We start from the raw sequence: 15,836 nt of genomic DNA, 5'->3' as shown, positions 1-15,836 counted from the left end.
CGACCACCGGCCCGCCCATCGTAGCCAGCGAGGCTGCCGCCGAACCGCGGGGCACCCGCCCGCCGCGTCGGGTACGACGTATGGACGCACCATGACGTCGGTGCAAAGCTCGAAGGACAACCGCGGGCACCGCCGGAGCTGCCCAGCGTCTCCCCCTGCGCCCGCGTCCCGCCTCACCGTGCGAGCGAGCGGTGCAAGCGATCGGGAGGACCCATCATGGGCGACAAGGCGAACGCACACTCCGGAGCCGCCGGCAGGGCTCCAACGGCCGACCGGCCCTCGGCCGTACGGAACGTGGTGCTGGTCGGCCACAGCGGATCGGGAAAGACGACGCTCGTCGAGGCCCTGGCGCTGACCGCGGGGGCGGTCAACCGGGCGGGGCGCGTCGAGGACGGCGGAACGCTCTCGGACCACGACGAGATCGAGCACCGCCAGCAACGTTCCGTACAGCTCTCCCTCGTCCCCCTCGAATGGGACGGGGTGAAGATCAATCTTCTCGACACCCCCGGATACGCCGACTTCGTCGGGGAGCTCAGGGCCGGTCTGCGCGCGGCGGACGCGGCCCTCTTCGTCGTCTCGGCCGCCCAGGAGGCCGACGCGATCGCCGGGTCGACCCGCATGGTGTGGGAGGAGTGCGCGGCCGTCGGCATGCCCCGCGCCATCGTCGTGACCCATCTGGACACCGCCCGTACCGGCTTCGACGAGCTGACCTCCGTCTGCTCGGCCATCTTCGGCGGCGACGACCCCGACGCCGTGCTCCCCCTCTACCTGCCGCTGTCCGGCGCGGAGGCACCCGACGGGCACGCGCCGACGACGGGTCTGGTGGGGCTGCTCTCGGAGCGGATCTTCGACTACTCCACGGGCGAGCGGCAGGAGAACCCGCCGGACGAGAACCAGCGGCCACTGCTCGCGGAGGCCCGCAACCGGCTGATCGAGGGGATCATCGCCGAGAGCGAGGACGAGACCCTCATGGACCGCTATCTCGGCGGTGAGGACATCGACATCAAGTCGCTGATCGACGACCTGGAGAAGGCCGTCGCACGGGGCACCTTCCATCCGGTGCTCGCCGCCGCGCCCGCTTCGGACGGCGGCAGGCAGGGACTCGGCACCGTCGAGCTGCTGGAGCTGATCACCCGCGGCTTCCCGACCCCGCTGGAGCGCGAGGCACCCGCGGTGACGACGCCCGACGGCGTGCCGCGGCCCCCGGTCACCTGTGACCCCGAGGGGCCGCTCGTCGCCGAGGTCGTCAAGACGGCCTCCGACCCGTACGTCGGCCGGATCTCGCTGGTACGGGTATTCTCCGGCACCCTGCGCCCCGACGAGACGGTCCATGTCTCCGGGCACGGGCTGACCGACCGCGGGCACGAGGACCACGACGTCGACGAGCGGGTCGGCGCGCTGACCTCCCCCTTCGGCAAGCAGCAGCGCCAGCTGAGCCAGTGCGTGGCGGGCGACCTGGCGTGCGTGGCCAAGCTCGCCCGGGCGGAGACCGGCGACACCCTCTCCAGCAAGGACGATCCGCTGCTGATGGAGCCCTGGACGATGCCGGACCCGCTGCTCCCGCTGGCGATCGAGGCCCACAGCAAGGCCGACGAGGACCGGCTCTCGCAGGGACTGGCCCGGCTGGTCGCCGAGGACCCGACCATGCGTCTGGAGCAGAACCAGGACACCCACCAGGTCGTGTTGTGGTGTCTGGGCGAGGCGCACATGGACGTGGCGCTCGAGCGTCTGCGCAACCGGTACGGGGTGCAGGTCGACGCCGTCCCGCACAAGGTGGCGCTCCGCGAGACCTTCGGCGGCCCGTCGGCCGGGCGGGGCCGGCACGTCAAACAGTCCGGTGGCCACGGCCAGTACGCGATCTGCGAGATCGACGTCGAGCCCCTGCCGCCGGGGAGCGGGATCGAGTTCGTCGACAAGGTGGTGGGCGGGGCGGTTCCGCGCCAATTCATCCCCTCCGTCGAGAAGGGCGTACGGGCCCAGGCAGCACGGGGGGTCGCCGCCGGACATCCCCTGGTCGACGTGCGGATCACCCTGCGCGACGGCAAGGCCCACTCGGTCGACTCCTCCGACGCCGCGTTCCAGACCGCCGGCGCCCTGGCCCTGCGCGAGGCGGCGGCCGAGGCGAGCATCCGGCTCCTGGAGCCGGTCGTCGAGGTCCAGGTACTCGTCCCCGACGAGTACGTCGGTCCGGTGATGAGCGATCTCTCCGGCCGTCGGGGCCGGGTCGTCGGCACCGAACAGGCGGGATCCGGACGGACGTTGGTGCGTGCCGAGGTCCCCGAGATCGAGATCGGGCGGTACGCGGTCGAACTCCGCTCCATCTCGCACGGCACGGGCCGGTTCGACCGCTCGTACGCCCGTCATGAGCCGATGCCGCCTCAACTCGCGGAGAAGGTCCGCGCGCAGGCGGAGAGGGGTTCCTAGCCGCCCGCCCAGGCCGAATGCCGTCCGTCCAACTCCCCTCCGGCGGACGGCATTCGGCCGACCCGTGACGCATCCGCCGGTACCCGGTTACGCTGTGGTGCCCAGCTCAGCAGGTGTGCGGGGCGCGGGAGTCGGGAACAGGCCGCAGAGGGATACGCGGTGAACCACGCGGGCACGCGGCGATGGGGGCATCAGTGACGATCGGCAGTTTCGGACCCGGGGCGCAGGTTCCGCTGCAGGGCTCGGACGGACAGACGGCGGCGACGCATGCACTGGCCTCCGCCGCGTACCGGGACAGCCCGGTGGAAGCGATCCTGGACGCCAACAACGACTGGCATCAGTCCAAGGTCACCGCCGGCAGATGGGCCCGGCTCTTCCGCCCCGACCTGGGCGAGGCCTTCTCGCGCGCGGTCCAGGTGCGGATGCTCGGTGGTGCCCGCAAGGCGCTCATCCAGTCCTTCGGCACCGACCCGCAGCCGGTTGTCGAGCACTGTCTGGCCGCCACCGGCATCCGCAAGCAGCGTGACGTCAGGCTGACCCTGGTCACCTTCGTCTTCGGCGTCCTGTTCCTGCCGGGACTCCTGCTCTGGCTCGGCGTGATCCAGCTTCGCCGCATGGTCGCCGGCTCGGAGAACAGGCGCACCAGCGCGGTGGGCACGGCGATCCTGCTGGTGGCGGCCCTGATCGCGGTAGGTTTCATGATCAAGCTGCCGTTCGGCGGCTTCCTGGGGATCTATCTCCGGGCCATGATCGTCGCCCCGGTCCTCGGCTGGTTCCTCGCCAGGCGGATCTGCGAGTCCACGGCCAGGGACCTGCGGGACCGCTGGAACGCCCTGCTGAGCGGCGGCGGCATCGGTGCCAAGATCCCCGAGGCGGTCCCCGGAGACCCCGCCGAGAAGTCCGCCGAGGAGCTCCGCCAGAACCTGGAGAAGCTCGCCGCCGAGCAGCAGTCGAACATCGTCTTCTACGCGGGCCCCAAGGGAATACTGGGCATGGGCACGCGGTGGGGCAGCTGGACCCTCGCCGAGGAGCTGATCCCCAAGGACGGGCGGGAGATCCATGACTTCCGCGCCTGGGACGTCGTACGGAAGATCCACGACCAGCTCAAGATGCTGGAGCGGGGCTCCCTGAAGACCGGCTTCCCCAAGCCGACCGTCAAGCACTGGATCGTATCCCCGGTCGGCGAAGGGGCCGACGAGGTCGCCAGGCCGGACGGCGACAACATCGTCCACTTCCAGGTCAAGCCGCACGAGATACAGCGCATCTGCAACGACCAGCAGTTCGGCAGCGGCAACCGGCACTACCTGGGTGTGCAGTTCACGCTGTGGGACGGGCAGCTCGTCCTGACGATGATGATCACGGTGACCTCGCTCCATCACACGCTGCGCGTGGAGGTCACCGGACACGCGCTCGGCCCGGTCCACTCGCTCTTCACCACCAAGCCCAAGGCGAAGACGAAGGAGGTCTCCAAGACGGTCCGCTTCTGGGAGACCAGGGAGATCCAGCTGCCGCTCCTGGAGACCGACGAGATCGTCCGCAAGGCGGTCCGCGCCCCGCTGACCTGGTTCCCGCCGATCCTGGACTTCCTCGGCGGCAAGCTCGTCCTGCCGGAGCCCTTCGGGCTGCGCCACGCGTGGGCCGCACAGCCGTGGCGGCATCGCTTCATGGCCGACGACGCGATCCGCGCCGCGACGCCGGTGATGCGCGCGGTCCACGCGGCGACCATCGAGGTGCTCGATGATCACGGCGTGGACACGGAGCGCTTCACCAACCGCTCGCTGATCCTGAGCGGAGCCATCCAGGACCCGGGCCCGAAGAAGGCGGACGTCTACGACGCCTAGGGGCCGGGCGTACGCCTGGGCGTCAGGCCAGTTCGGAGGTGGCCGGCCAGGCGGCGGCGAGCATCGCGCGGGTGTCGGCGAGGAGCTGAGGCAGCACCTTGGTGTGGCCGACGACCGGCATGAAGTTGGTGTCGCCGCCCCAGCGGGGCACGATGTGCTGGTGCAGATGGGCGGCGATGCCGGCGCCCGCGACCGTGCCCTGGTTCATGCCGATGTTGAAGCCGTGCGCACCAGACGCGGTCCGCAGGGCGATCATGGCCCGCTTGGTGAACTCGCCGAGCTCGGCGGTCTCCGGCGCGTCCAGATCCGTGTAGTCGGCGACATGGCGGTACGGGACCACCATCAGATGCCCGCCGTTGTACGGGTAGAGATTGAGTACGGCGTAGACGTGCTCGCCCCGCGCCAGCACGAGGCCGTCCTCGTCCGACTTCGACGGGATCACGCAGAACGGACAGCCGTCCTCGGCCCCCGGCCCGGTCGGCTTGTTCTCGCCCTGGATGTACGCCATCCGGTGAGGCGTCCACAGGCGCTGGAACGCGTCCTGCGTCCCGACTCCGATCTGCTGCTCCGGCTCAATCGTCATGCTGTGCAGCATATTGCTTCGCCCGTTCGGAACGTGTCGCCGGGGCGCTCGTCCCCCGGCCCCGGAGATGCTGATCCGATGGACGCGACACCGGAGAAGCAGGAGCGCTGGGACCACCGCATGGAGACACCGCTCGCGGTGGCCTCCGGGCTCTTCCTCGGCTCGTACGCGGTACGGGTCCTGGCCCACGACCTCCCCCGGGTCTGGCTGGACGTCTGCCTGGCGGTCACGCTCGTGACCTGGGCCGTCTTCATCGTCGACTACGCGGTCCGGTTCCGGCTCAGCGGCCTCGGCCCGCTGCGCTTCGTCCGCGCGCATCTCCTCGCCACGGTGGTGCTGATCCTGCCCCTGTTGCGACCGCTGCAGATGGTGAAGATCTACGAGCAGGTCCAGCGCCGCCGCGCCAAGCCGCGCCTCACCCTGTACGCCCGGGTCATGGCGTACTCCAGTCTCACGGTCACCCTGCTCGGCTTCGCGGGCGCGCTCGCCGTCTACCAGCACGAGCGCGGGGCGCCGGGCGCCACGATCCGTACCTTCGGCGACTCGGTCTGGTGGGCCTGCGAGACGCTGACGACGGTGGGGTACGGGGACGTGACGCCGGTGACCCCGGTCGGGCGGGCCATCGCGGTGGGGATGATGGCGTGCGGCGTGGCGCTGATCGGCGCCGTGACGGGTTCGTTCTCGTCCTGGCTGATCCAGACGTTCGCGCGGGAGGACGAGAAGAGGCCCCCGGGGGATTTCCCGGGGGCCCCTTGAGTCTCGGCGCGGCTCAGGTCAGACCTGGACGCTCGCCTCAGGTCAGACCTGGACGCTCGCCTCAGGTCAGACCTGGACGCGCTCCTCGACGACCGTGGCGATCTTGGCGATGGCCTCGTCGACGGGGATGCCGTTCTCCTGCGAACCGTCGCGGTAGCGGAAGGAGACGGCGCCGTTGGCCATGTCCTCGTCGCCCGCGATGATCATGAACGGGACCTTCTGCTTCTGCGCGTTGCGGATCTTCTTCTGCATCCGGTCCGAGGAGGCGTCGACTTCGACCCGCAGACCCTGCTTCTTCGCCTTGGCGGCGAACTCCTGGAGGTACGGGATATGGGCGTCGCCGATCGGGATGCCGGTCGCCTGGACGGGGGCCAGCCACGGCGGCATGGCGCCCGCGTAGTGCTCCAGGAGCACGGCGAAGAAGCGCTCGATGGAGCCGAACAGCGCGCGGTGGATCATGACCGGACGCTGCTTGGTGCCGTCGGGGCCGGTGTACTCCAGGTCGAAGCGCTCCGGCAGGTTGAAGTCCAGCTGCACGGTCGACATCTGCCAGGTACGGCCGATGGCGTCACGCGCCTGCACGGAGATCTTCGGGCCGTAGAACGCGGCGCCGCCCGGGTCGGGGGTGAGCGGGAGGCCCTGCTTCTCGGCGACCTGCTGGAGGACCGCGGTGGCCTCCTCCCACGCCTCGTCCGAGCCGACGAACTTCTCCGGGTCCTTGGTGGACAGCTCCAGGTAGAAGTCGGTCAGACCGTAGTCGCGCAGCAGGTTGAGGACGAAGGTGAGCGTCTTGTCGAGCTCCTCCGCCATCTGCTCGCGGGTGCAGTAGATGTGCGCGTCGTCCTGGGTGAAGCCCCGGGCGCGGGTCAGGCCGTGCACGACGCCCGACTTCTCGTACCGGTACACGGTGCCGAACTCGAAGAGGCGCAGCGGCAGTTCACGGTAGGAACGCCCGCGCGCGTCGAAGATCAGGTTGTGCATCGGGCAGTTCATGGGCTTGAGGTAGTAGTCCACGCCCTCGTCGAGCTGCATGGGGGGGTACATGCCCTCGGCGTACCAGTCGAGGTGACCCGACTTCTCGAACAGCTTGCCCTTGGTGGCGTGCGGCGAGTAGACGAACTCGTAGCCCTCCTCCTCGTGGCGCTTGCGCGAGTAGTCCTCCATGACCCGGCGGATGATGCCGCCCTTGGGGTGGAAGACCGCCAGGCCGGAACCGATCTCGTCCGGGACGGAGAAGAGGTCCAGCTCGTTGCCGAGCTTGCGGTGGTCGCGCTTCTCGGCCTCGGCGAGGAAGTCGAGGTGGGCCTTCAGCTCGTCCTTCGACGGCCACGCGGTGCCGTAGATGCGCTGGAGCATCGGGTTCTTCTCGCTGCCGCGCCAGTAGGCGGCGGCGTTGCGCATCAGCTTGAACGCCGGGATGTTCCGGGTGGTGGGCAGGTGGGGGCCTCGGCAGAGGTCCTTCCAGCACAGGTCGCCGGTCTTGGCGTCCAGGTTGTCGTAGATCGTCAGCTCGCCGCCGCCGACCTCGACGTTGGCGCCGTCGTCGGTCGACGCGGAGCCCTTGATGCCGATGAGCTCCAGCTTGTACGGCTCGTCCGCGAGCTCCTCACGGGCGGCCTCGTCGGTCACCACGCGACGGGAGAAGCGCTGGCCGCGCTTCTGGATCTCCTGCATCTTCTTCTCGATGGCCTTGAGATCCTCGGGCGTGAACGGCTTCTCGACGTCGAAGTCGTAGTAGAAGCCGTCCCGGACCGGCGGGCCGATGCCGAGCTTGGCCTCGGGGAAGAGCTCCTGCACGGCTTGGGCCATGACGTGAGCGGTGGAGTGGCGCAGGATGTCGAGACCGTCCGGGGAGGAGATCTCGACGGGCTCGACGACATCGCCTTCGGCGACGACGTAGGTGAGGTCCTTCAGCTCACCGCCGACGCGGGCGGCGATCACGGACCGGTCGTCGGCGAACAGCGCGCCGGCGGTCGTGCCCGCGCTCACCGCCCGATCCTCGGCTCCTGAGGCGGACTGGACGGTCACACGGACATCAGACACGGATGCTCTTTCCATAAGGGCGCAGGCAGACACGATGTGCCGGCGTCGACGGCGCGCGGCAGAGACGAGGTGCCGCGTCGCCGTCGATCGTACCGAGGAGAGGCCACACCCCGCGAAACCGTCACCCGCCGGCCGCACGAACCTTGCGGGCCCGTCGCCGGTGGCGGTCAGGCGGTCATGGCTCGCCCGGGGCGGCGGGCCCCTCCCCCGTCACTCGCCCGGGCCGCACGCCTCCTCGAAGAAGTCGAGGTTCTCGTGGAGCGACTTCATCAGGCGGTCCCGTTCCGCCTCGTCCACCTGGACCGGTACGACACCCGACGCGTCCGTCAGGCGGCGGAAGCCGCCCCGGCTCTCCAGGCGGCCCACCACCCGGATCGGCAGCCCGACCAGATGCGCGTGGCCGGCGGTGCGGTACGACTCCTCGTCCAGGGTCACCCGGACGTGCGGCACCTCCGCGCCGCCGAGGACCCGCAGCCGTACGGTTCCCTCGCCGCGCGGACCCGAGCGGCGCATGCGGACGACGGCGCCCGTGATCCGTACCGGCACGGACGGCTCGTCCGTCATGTAGCGCGCACTCGCCTCCCGCAGCGCCGGCAGGTCGCCCGCCGAGAACTCGACCGGCTCGGGCCGGGCGGCGCACCCCGCGGGCGTTCCGGCGGCGGGGGCCCACTCCAGCGCGATCCTGGCCCCCTCCGTACCGCGCACCAGGGCGACGAGCGCCTCGGTCAGCTCCCGGCTCACTCCCGCCTCGACCGCCGCGTCGAACGCCTCCATCCCGCCCGTGGCGCGCTGGTAGTCGGCGGCCTCACGTGCCGCGTACAGCGCGTGGTACAGCCGTACGGCGATGGCCCGGCCCGAGTCGACGGGGACGAACGCGGTCAGGCCCCGGCCGCCCGGCGCCGCGCCCACGACCACCGCCTCCAGGGACGCCTGAGCCTGCCGCCGGTGCCGGGCGCCGTAGTACCCGGCGCGCCCGCGGACGGCCAGCGCGCCGGCCAGCAGCAGCTGACGGGCGGCCGACCTCAGCTGTTCCTGGACGGTCCAGGGAACCGTGCCCGCGGGGCCCGGCGGCACGTCACGCCACCAGCGGATCTCGTCGCTGGGCACGGTCAGCCCGACCAGGACCTCCCGGGCCGACGGCGCCGCGCTGTGCTGGAGCGCGGCGAGCGCCTCCCCGAGCAGGTCCTCGCAGTCGGGGAAGGCACGGCTCTCGGGCACGAGCAGGCTCGTGCCCGAGATGCCGCCGGAGCCGGGCGGTGTCCAGCGGCTGTAGCGGCCCGCGGCCCCGCCGCGCCGCCGCCAGCCGTGGCGGGCGAGCAGCGCACCGAGGACCAGCGGGTCGACACGCCCGGGGTCGGGCGAGCCCCCGGCATCGACCCAGGGGCCGCCGGGGATGTCGCCGTGCGGGGGATGGGGGCGGAACGGTGGCAGAACGGGGCCGTAACCGGCCCCGTTCTCCTGTTCGCCGATCGGCCGGTGCATCAAGGTCTCCCTCCCACGCCGACCCGGGTCATGATCTCGCACAGAGCCCGGTCGTCGAAGATCCGCGCCGTCGGTATGCGCACGGTCGTCCGCCGCCGCCCCGTCACCGGGTGGCCGGCCAGGTTGATCCAGTAGCAGCAGTGCCGCAGGTCCAGTCGGTCGTGCCCGGCCCGCAGCCAGTCCTCCTGATCGCGCGGCACGATCATCACGACCAGGATCTTGTGCACCGAGACCGGGGTCCGCGCCAGCTTCACCAGATGGTCGTTGTCCAGGGTGAAGGAGAACGCGGGGCCGGGCGGCCGCGGCGCCAGCTGGTAGGTGCACTTGAGCTGCACCTTGATGGTCACTTCGTCGTCGACGGTGTGGCCCGTAGCGCTGTGGCTCACGTGCCAGTCGATGCCGTTGTCCGGAAACGGCTGCGACAGCGAGCAGCCCGCCGCCGCCGCGACCGCATGGAGATATCCCACCTGAAGCGTCTCCATGCAGGCGGTGGTGGCGAGTGAGCCGCGCAACGGTGCTGCCCGCTGAGGCGGCAGCCCTCCCGATTCGGGCTGGGCGAGCGCCATGTCAATTCCCTTCCCCGTCATCTGTGTTGTCACCGGTCCGCGTACGGGGCAAACAGCCCGGGTATCACCGTTTCGGGCAGGGGGATCGCCATCTGCCGCATATGTGCGAGGAGTTCGGGGATGACGCACTGGTATGAGGGGCCCCTGGCCGCATTCGACACGGAAACCACGGGAGTTGACGTCGAGCAGGACCGGATCGTCTCGGCCGCGCTCGTCGTCCAGGACACGGCCGGCGGGCGTCCGCGGGTCACGCGCTGGCTGGTCAACCCCGGGATTCCGGTGCCCCCTGCGGCCACGGAGGTCCATGGACTGACGGACGATCATCTCCAGCGGAACGGGCGCTGGCCCGCGCCGGTCATGGAGGAGTTGGGGCGGGCGCTGGCCGAGCAGTGCGCCGCCGGCCGGCCGCTGGTGGTGATGAACGCCCCCTTCGATCTGACGATCCTGGACCGCGAGCTGCGCCGCCACCGCGCTTCCTCGCTGGGCCGCTATCTGGAGAACACCCCGCTGTGCGTACTGGATCCGCGGGTGCTCGACAAGCATCTGGACCGGTACCGCAAGGGCCGGCGGACGCTGACGGACCTCTGCGCGCACTACGGCGTGGAGCTGGACGGCGCGCACGACGCCGCGGCCGACGCGACGGCCTCGCTGGATGTCGTACGGGCGGTGGCGCGGCGTTTCGCGGCACGGCTCGAGCGGTTGTCGCCGGCGGAGCTGCACACCCTGCAGGCGGTCTGGCACGCGGCGCAGGCGCGCGGGCTGCAGGCGTGGTTCACTCGCAACGGGACGCCGGAGACGGTGGATCCGGCGTGGCCGCTCCGCCCGGAGCTGCGGACGGCGGCGTGAGGCCGGAACAGGGCCGGGAATGCGGAAGGCCGGTCCGCCATTCGACGGACCGGCCTCTCCCGGTGGGCGATACTGGGATCGAACCAGTGACCCCTTCGGTGTGAACGAAGTGCTCTCCCGCTGAGCTAATCGCCCGGGAACGGGTTGAACCATACAGGTTTCCGCGGGCTTCGTTCAAACCGCGCGCAGGTGGGCCGCCAGTCCGCGCTGTCCCGCGCGCATCATGAGGGCGTGGTTGGCGCGGAAGACGGGCCGCCCGGGGACGGCGAGCCGGCGCATCAGGGGGCTGGTCACCTCGACCTCCTGCTCGTAGACCGCGCGGGTACGGGAGCCCTCGGTGGCGGCGAGCGTCCAGCGCGCCCAGCCCTTCAGGTCGCCGTGGAGCCCGATCTCCAGGACGTGGGCGGCGGGATCCCGCCGCCGGGCCTCGACGGTGACGACGAGGTCGTACGGGAGGAAGGAACGGAACCGGGCGGTACCGGTGACGTCGTCGACGGGGACGACCTCACGGACCTGGGGCCACCAGCTGGGGTACTCCTCGGCGCGTTCGAGCACGGCGTAGACGGCGTCGGGCGGGGCGGCGAGCTGCCAGACGCTGCGGAAGCGGTAGCGACACCAGTCCATGACCCCAGTGTGTACGTACTCAGGCCCGGAGATGAGTACCCGCGCGCATGGTTCCGGACTGTGGTCCGGAGCACACTCCGGGCATGGACAACGCTCTCCCGCCCGCCGACGAACTCGTGCTCGTCGACCGCGAGCTGGCCCGACTCGACGCTCGCCGGTCCCAGTTGCTGACCCGCCGGGCCTGGCTGTTGCACGTGCTGAACGCTCCGGCGGCCTTCCCGGCGCCGCCGCGGCCCGCGGCCGGGCCGGTCGGGGACTCGACGCCGCGCAGCGCGCAGAACGTGCTGCTCACGCTGGGCGGGGTGCTGCTGACGATCGCCGCGCTCGCCTTCACGCTGGTCAGCTGGGGCTCGATGGGGATCGGAGGCCGGGCGGCGGTCCTCGCCGTCGTGACGTCCGCGGCGCTGGCGGTGCCGGTGGTCCTGCTGCGCCGGGGGCTCGGCTCGACGGCGGAGGCGGTCGCGGCCCTGGGGCTGGTCCTGATGGTCCTGGACGCGTACGCGCTGCACCGGGTGGCGCTCCCGGAGACGGACGGCCGGGCTTTCGCCGCCGTGGCCTCGGCGGTGCTCGCGGGTGCGTGGACGGCGTACGGGTCGGCGCTCGGGCGGCTGCGGACTCCGCTGCCGGTGGCTGTGGTGACGGCCCAACTCCCCCTGCCGCTGGCCGTCCTGGCCGCGGACGGCGGCCCGCTGGCGCTGGGCTGGGCGGCGCTGGCGACGGCGGTCGTGGATCTGGCCGTGGTGCTCCGGGCGAAGCCGGCGGCGGTGCGCGGTACGGCAGCCGTGGGGGCCGGTGTCCTGGGCGGCTGGGCGCTGCTCGCGGGCGGCGGCCTCTCGCTCTCCTCTCCCCTGCCGGCGGGCGCGCTGCTGCTCGCCTGCGCCGCGGTGGCGCTGTCCGTGGCGGTGGGGGCGCCTCGCGGAGGCAGCTGGGCGAGGGTGGCCCGGGCCGCGGTGGCCGCGTCGGTGGTGGCGGGGCTCGCGCTGGTCGCGGCGGCGGGCGGTCTCCTTCGCCCGGCGCTGCCGGGCGACTGGGAGGTCCCGGGGTACGTGCTGTGCGCGGTGCTCCTGGCGGCGGTTCCGCGTACGGGCACGGCGGCCCCGCGTGCGGTGCGGACGGGTCTGGCGGGCGCGGGCGCGGGGGTACTGGCCCTGGGTGTGCTGTGGGCCCTCCCGCCGGCCGCGGCGGCGCTGCTCGGCCCGCTCGCGCGGACGACTCCGGTCTGGTCGGGCACGCACGCGGACCGGGTCCTCGCCTGGTACCCGTCGACGGCCCCGGTGGTCCTGCTCGTCGCGGCCGCGGCCTTCGCGGCCCTGCCCCTTCTGTGGTCCCGCTGCACGGCGCTCCTCCTGGCGTGGGCGGCCCTGACGGCGCTCCCGCTCTCCCTGGAACTCCCCTACGTACCGACCCTGACCCTCCACCTCCTGACGGCCGCGACGGCCCTCGCCCTGGCGTCCCGCCCGGGACGGCTCGTGCGGGGCCTCCCGGCGCCTGGCGCCTCCGATGGCGCGGCCGCCGAGCAGGCGGACGCCGGGGACGGCCACGCGCCGCGGTGGGCCGGGTGGGGCGTCGCCGCGCCGGCCGGCGCCTCCGGGGCCGTGCCGCCCCGGGAGGTGCTCGGGTGGAGCGCGTTCGGGTGCGGGCTCGTGTCCGCCGTGGGCGCGGTCGCGGTGGCCCTGGACACACGGGGTGCGACCTTCGCGGCGCTCGGGGTGCTCCTGGGGCTTCTCGTGGCGGGTGCGTCCTCCTCCGAGGGGGCCCGGCGGACCGTCGCCGCCTGTGCGGCGGTCGTCGTGGCGGCCGGTCTGGTGTCCGCCGCGGCTGCCGCGGCGGAGCTCCAGGGCGGGCACACCGCCCTGGCCCTGCTCCTCGTTCCCGCCGCCACCGCCCTGCTCGGCGGGCGCCTCCGGCGCCATCCGGTCGCGCTGCCGGTGGAGCTCACCGGCGCCGCCGTCGCACTGCCGGCGGTCGGCACGGCGGCGACGGCCTCCCGGCCGGCCCTCCTCGCGCTCGTCCTCGCGCTCGCCGGCGTGATCGCCGCCGCCACGGCCGTCAGGCCCGAGCGCCGGCCGTTCGCCTCATGGACGGCGGGGGCGCTGTTCCTCCTGGCGACCTGGGTGCGCCTGGCCGTCTGGGAGGTGACGACGCCGGAGGCGTACACGCTGCCCGTCACCCTGCCCGCCCTGGTGATCGGAGTGCTCCGGCGGCGCCGCGACCCGGAGGCCTCGTCCTGGGTCGCGTACGGCCCCGGTCTCGCGGCCACGCTCGTGCCGAGTCTCTTCGCCGCCTGGGCGGACCCGGACTGGCAGCGTCCGCTGCTCCTCGGGGTCGGAGCGCTCGTGGTGACGCTGCTGGGCGCACGGTTCCGGCTCCAGGCGCTTCTGGTGCTCGGCGGCACGGTCCTCGCCCTCGACGGGCTGCACGAGCTGGCACCGTACGTCGTCCAGGCCGTAGGAGCCCTCCCCCGCTGGCTGCCGCCGGCGCTCGCCGGTCTGCTGCTCCTGGCCGTCGGAGCGACGTACGAGCAGCGGCTCCGGGACGCCCGCCGCCTCCGGGAGCGGCTCGGCCGTATGCGGTGACCCTGCCGAGGGACGGGGAACGCCGAAGGCCCGGAGACTGGATCCAGTCTCCGGGCCTTCGGTCCGGGTGGTGGGCGATACTGGGTTCGAACCAGTGACCTCTTCGGTGTGAACGAAGCGCTCTCCCACTGAGCTAATCGCCCGGGCGCACCGCAAACATTACCGCATGTCAGCCGGTGCCCAGACCGTCCCCCGGGTCACTCGTTGATCTTCCACGGCATGACGAAGCCGTACTTCCAGAGGTAGAAACCGAGCAGTGCTCCGATGATCACCAGACCGATCGTGGTCAGGATGATGTTGCGCCGCCGGACCTTCGGGTCGAGCGCGCGCTGCGCCGCCTCGGTGACCTTCCGCTTCGTCCAGCGGAGCACGAGCTGCGCCCAGACGAACTCGGTGGCCCAGATCGCCATGCCGCCGAAGATCACCAGCCAGCCGGGGCCGGGCAGGGGCAGCATGACGACGCCCGCGCCCACCACCGCCAGTCCCACGATGAAGACTCCGACCTGCCAGCTCAGGTGCAGGGTCCGCCGGGCCTTGATGAACTCGGGGGCCCGGGATCCCAGCTCGGACTCCCCGTCGGCCGCGGACTCCCCGGTGCGCTCGTCACTCTCCGCATTCATGGTCCCAACTTACCGGACAGCGCACCCTCACCACCGGACAGAGCCGCCTCACTCATATGGCGGTATTACCGAAAGTCACACACCCCCATACGAGCTACCTGAACGATCACAAAACAGACAGAGGGGTTTACAACGGCACCGTAGGTGGCATGTCGATTTCGCCGACGTGCGAATCCCCGAGCGCACACTGAGCGAAAGGCCCTGGCGCTTATGAACACCACGGTCAGCTGCGAGCTGCACCTGCGCCTCGTTGTGTCGAGCGAGTCCTCACTGCCTGTACCCGCGGGCCTGCGGTATGACACGGCCGATCCGTATGCCGTGCACGCCACCTTCCACACCGGAGCCGAGGAGACGGTCGAGTGGGTCTTCGCCCGCGACCTTCTCGCCGAGGGGCTGCACCGGCCCACCGGCACCGGCGACGTCAGAGTCTGGCCGTCCCGCAGTCACGGTCAGGGCGTCGTCTGCATCGCGTTGAGCTCCCCCGAGGGCGAAGCCCTGCTCGAGGCCCCGGCGAGGGCCCTGGAGTCGTTCCTGAAGCGGACCGACGCCGCGGTGCCGCCCGGCACCGAGCACCGGCACTTCGATCTCGACACGGAGCTCTCCCACATCCTGGCCGACAGCTGAGCCAGGCAGAGAGCCGCACGGCGCCGTCCGACTCGGGGCGACGGCGCCGCGCGGACAATCGCATACGGCAGACAACGGCGTCCTCACCGCGCAGCCGGCGCGGAGGAGGGCGCCGCTGCCCGTTCCCGGGCCGTCGGCCACAGGCCGTGGCCAGGCGCACACGGTCGGGGCAGGGTTTCGGCCCCGCACCGGCCCGCTTTCGGACCTCTCCCGGCGAGGCGCGGCGAAGCCGCTAGAGTCAGCGCAATTCCGCGGGCGCCCGCCCGCAGCCGCCCAGGGAGCGAATCGTGCTGATTCCCCACGACACCCGGATCGCCCTCGACACCGTCGTCGATCTGATGAACACCGCCCCCCAGGGCGACCGCGAGGACGAACTCGCGGACGTCCCAGCGCTGCGCACCTTCGTGCGGGCCCACGACATCAGTGACGTGCGCGAGCTCGACGAGGACGACCTGAAGGCCGTCCAGGGGGTACGGGCCAGGTTCGCGGCGGTCTTCGCCGCGCCGGACGCCCGGATAGCGGCCACGCTGATCAACCAGCTGGTCGCCGCCGCGGGCACGACTCCGCAGCTCACCGACCACGACGGCTACGACTGGCATGTGCACTACTTCGCGCCGGGCGCCTCGGTCGCCGACCACCTCGGCGCGGACTGCGGGATGGCGCTGGCGTTCATCGTCGTCGCGGGCGAGCAGGAGCGGCTGCGGCGGTGCGAGGCGCCCGACTGCGGCCGGGCCTTCGTCGACCTCTCCCGCAACCGGTCACGCCGCTACTGCGACAGCCGCACCTGCGGTAACCGGCTCCACGTCGCCGCGTACCGGGCGCGCCGCAAGGAAGCGGCCGGCTGAGCGGCC

General features: G+C 72.0%; 13 protein-coding genes and 2 tRNA genes. 7 read left to right on the top strand and 8 right to left on the bottom strand.

Annotation, left to right across the window (positions count from 1 at the left end):
• Positions 1-216: 216 nt before the first annotated feature.
• Both ACZ3OF_RS24150 and ACZ3OF_RS24145 read left to right on the top strand, forming a co-directional pair.
• Positions 217-2,424, top strand: coding sequence for an elongation factor G-like protein EF-G2 (locus tag ACZ3OF_RS24150; protein ID WP_361670797.1), 2,208 nt, complete (start codon positions 217-219; stop codon positions 2,422-2,424).
• Between the two features lie 182 nt (positions 2,425-2,606).
• Positions 2,607-4,265 (top strand): hypothetical protein, encoded by a 1,659-nt coding sequence (locus ACZ3OF_RS24145; protein ID WP_467306683.1) that lies wholly within the window; start codon positions 2,607-2,609, stop codon positions 4,263-4,265.
• A 22-nt stretch (positions 4,266-4,287) separates the two neighbouring features.
• Here ACZ3OF_RS24145 and ACZ3OF_RS24140 read toward each other — a convergent pair whose 3' ends face one another.
• On the bottom strand, positions 4,288-4,860 hold the full coding sequence (locus tag ACZ3OF_RS24140; RefSeq protein ID WP_361670802.1) for an HIT family protein: 573 nt from the start codon (positions 4,858-4,860) through the stop codon (positions 4,288-4,290).
• A gap of 66 nt (positions 4,861-4,926) precedes the next feature.
• Here ACZ3OF_RS24140 and ACZ3OF_RS24135 point away from each other — a divergent pair, with 66 nt between their 5' ends.
• Positions 4,927-5,604: a potassium channel family protein gene (locus ACZ3OF_RS24135; protein WP_361670805.1), complete on the top strand. Its 678-nt coding sequence runs from the start codon at positions 4,927-4,929 to the stop codon at positions 5,602-5,604.
• 66 nt (positions 5,605-5,670) lie between these two features.
• Here the strand turns inward: ACZ3OF_RS24135 and thrS are convergent, their stop codons facing one another.
• From thrS to ACZ3OF_RS24120, 3 genes are all read right to left on the bottom strand, one after another.
• Entirely contained in the window at positions 5,671-7,647 is a 1,977-nt protein-coding gene (gene thrS, locus ACZ3OF_RS24130) for a threonine--tRNA ligase (protein WP_361438801.1), read from the bottom strand.
• A 210-nt stretch (positions 7,648-7,857) separates the two neighbouring features.
• The gene (locus ACZ3OF_RS24125) at positions 7,858-9,129 is read right to left on the bottom strand and encodes a hypothetical protein (protein ID WP_467306680.1); all 1,272 of its coding nucleotides are present in this window, start codon (positions 9,127-9,129) and stop codon (positions 7,858-7,860) included.
• Positions 9,129-9,695 (bottom strand): DUF4365 domain-containing protein, encoded by a 567-nt coding sequence (locus ACZ3OF_RS24120; protein WP_467306679.1) that lies wholly within the window; start codon positions 9,693-9,695, stop codon positions 9,129-9,131. The genes ACZ3OF_RS24125 and ACZ3OF_RS24120 overlap by 1 nt, the downstream gene beginning before the upstream one ends.
• Positions 9,696-9,815: 120 nt before the next feature.
• On the opposite strand from ACZ3OF_RS24120, the gene ACZ3OF_RS24115 reads away from it, so the two are divergent.
• Complete coding sequence (locus ACZ3OF_RS24115) at positions 9,816-10,541, top strand: 3'-5' exonuclease (protein ID WP_361438805.1); 726 nt, start codon at positions 9,816-9,818, stop codon at positions 10,539-10,541.
• A 63-nt stretch (positions 10,542-10,604) separates the two neighbouring features.
• Here the strand turns inward: ACZ3OF_RS24115 and ACZ3OF_RS24110 are convergent.
• Positions 10,605-10,676 (bottom strand) — tRNA-Val (locus ACZ3OF_RS24110).
• A 39-nt stretch (positions 10,677-10,715) separates the two neighbouring features.
• On the bottom strand, positions 10,716-11,165 hold the full coding sequence (locus ACZ3OF_RS24105; protein WP_361670812.1) for an SRPBCC family protein: 450 nt from the start codon (positions 11,163-11,165) through the stop codon (positions 10,716-10,718).
• A gap of 83 nt (positions 11,166-11,248) precedes the next feature.
• On the opposite strand from ACZ3OF_RS24105, the gene ACZ3OF_RS24100 reads away from it, so the two are divergent.
• Positions 11,249-13,741, top strand: coding sequence for an SCO7613 C-terminal domain-containing membrane protein (locus ACZ3OF_RS24100; RefSeq protein ID WP_467306677.1), 2,493 nt, complete (start codon positions 11,249-11,251; stop codon positions 13,739-13,741).
• Positions 13,742-13,809: 68 nt separating this feature from the next.
• On the opposite strand, the gene ACZ3OF_RS24095 is transcribed toward ACZ3OF_RS24100, so the two are convergent.
• Together ACZ3OF_RS24095 and ACZ3OF_RS24090 are read right to left on the bottom strand one after the other, a co-directional pair.
• Positions 13,810-13,884, bottom strand: a tRNA-Val gene (locus ACZ3OF_RS24095).
• Positions 13,885-13,938: 54 nt separating this feature from the next.
• Positions 13,939-14,361, bottom strand: coding sequence for a TIGR02611 family protein (locus tag ACZ3OF_RS24090; protein WP_361670816.1), 423 nt, complete (start codon positions 14,359-14,361; stop codon positions 13,939-13,941).
• A 210-nt stretch (positions 14,362-14,571) separates the two neighbouring features.
• Between ACZ3OF_RS24090 and ACZ3OF_RS24085 the strand changes: the two genes are divergently transcribed.
• Together ACZ3OF_RS24085 and ACZ3OF_RS24080 are read left to right on the top strand one after the other, a co-directional pair.
• Positions 14,572-14,985 (top strand): SsgA family sporulation/cell division regulator, encoded by a 414-nt coding sequence (locus tag ACZ3OF_RS24085; protein WP_015032345.1) that lies wholly within the window; start codon positions 14,572-14,574, stop codon positions 14,983-14,985.
• Between the two features lie 287 nt (positions 14,986-15,272).
• Positions 15,273-15,830, top strand: coding sequence for a CGNR zinc finger domain-containing protein (locus tag ACZ3OF_RS24080; protein ID WP_361438813.1), 558 nt, complete (start codon positions 15,273-15,275; stop codon positions 15,828-15,830).
• The last annotated feature ends 6 nt before the right edge of the window (positions 15,831-15,836 follow it).

The organism is Streptomyces sp. NPDC022552 (genome assembly GCF_055561875.1).
The sequence above is the reverse complement of the archived record's forward strand: the minus strand, read 5'-3'. Positions and strand labels throughout refer to the sequence as shown.

Bases quoted from the DNA above. Each gene is read 5' to 3' on its own strand.
- ACZ3OF_RS24140 (WP_361670802.1), bottom strand. From the start codon at position 4,860: ATGCTGCACAGCATGACGATTGAGCCGGAGCAGCAGATCGGAGTCGGG.
- ACZ3OF_RS24090 (WP_361670816.1), bottom strand. From the start codon at position 14,361: ATGAATGCGGAGAGTGACGAGCGCACCGGGGAGTCCGCGGCCGACGGG.
- ACZ3OF_RS24100 (WP_467306677.1), top strand. From the start codon at position 11,249: ATGGACAACGCTCTCCCGCCCGCCGACGAACTCGTGCTCGTCGACCGC.
- ACZ3OF_RS24145 (WP_467306683.1), top strand. From the start codon at position 2,607: ATGGGGGCATCAGTGACGATCGGCAGTTTCGGACCCGGGGCGCAGGTT.
- ACZ3OF_RS24150 (WP_361670797.1), top strand. From the start codon at position 217: ATGGGCGACAAGGCGAACGCACACTCCGGAGCCGCCGGCAGGGCTCCA.
- ACZ3OF_RS24135 (WP_361670805.1), top strand. From the start codon at position 4,927: ATGGACGCGACACCGGAGAAGCAGGAGCGCTGGGACCACCGCATGGAG.
- ACZ3OF_RS24125 (WP_467306680.1), bottom strand. From the start codon at position 9,129: ATGCACCGGCCGATCGGCGAACAGGAGAACGGGGCCGGTTACGGCCCC.
- ACZ3OF_RS24085 (WP_015032345.1), top strand. From the start codon at position 14,572: ATGAACACCACGGTCAGCTGCGAGCTGCACCTGCGCCTCGTTGTGTCG.
- ACZ3OF_RS24120 (WP_467306679.1), bottom strand. From the start codon at position 9,695: ATGGCGCTCGCCCAGCCCGAATCGGGAGGGCTGCCGCCTCAGCGGGCA.
- ACZ3OF_RS24105 (WP_361670812.1), bottom strand. From the start codon at position 11,165: ATGGACTGGTGTCGCTACCGCTTCCGCAGCGTCTGGCAGCTCGCCGCC.
- ACZ3OF_RS24115 (WP_361438805.1), top strand. From the start codon at position 9,816: ATGACGCACTGGTATGAGGGGCCCCTGGCCGCATTCGACACGGAAACC.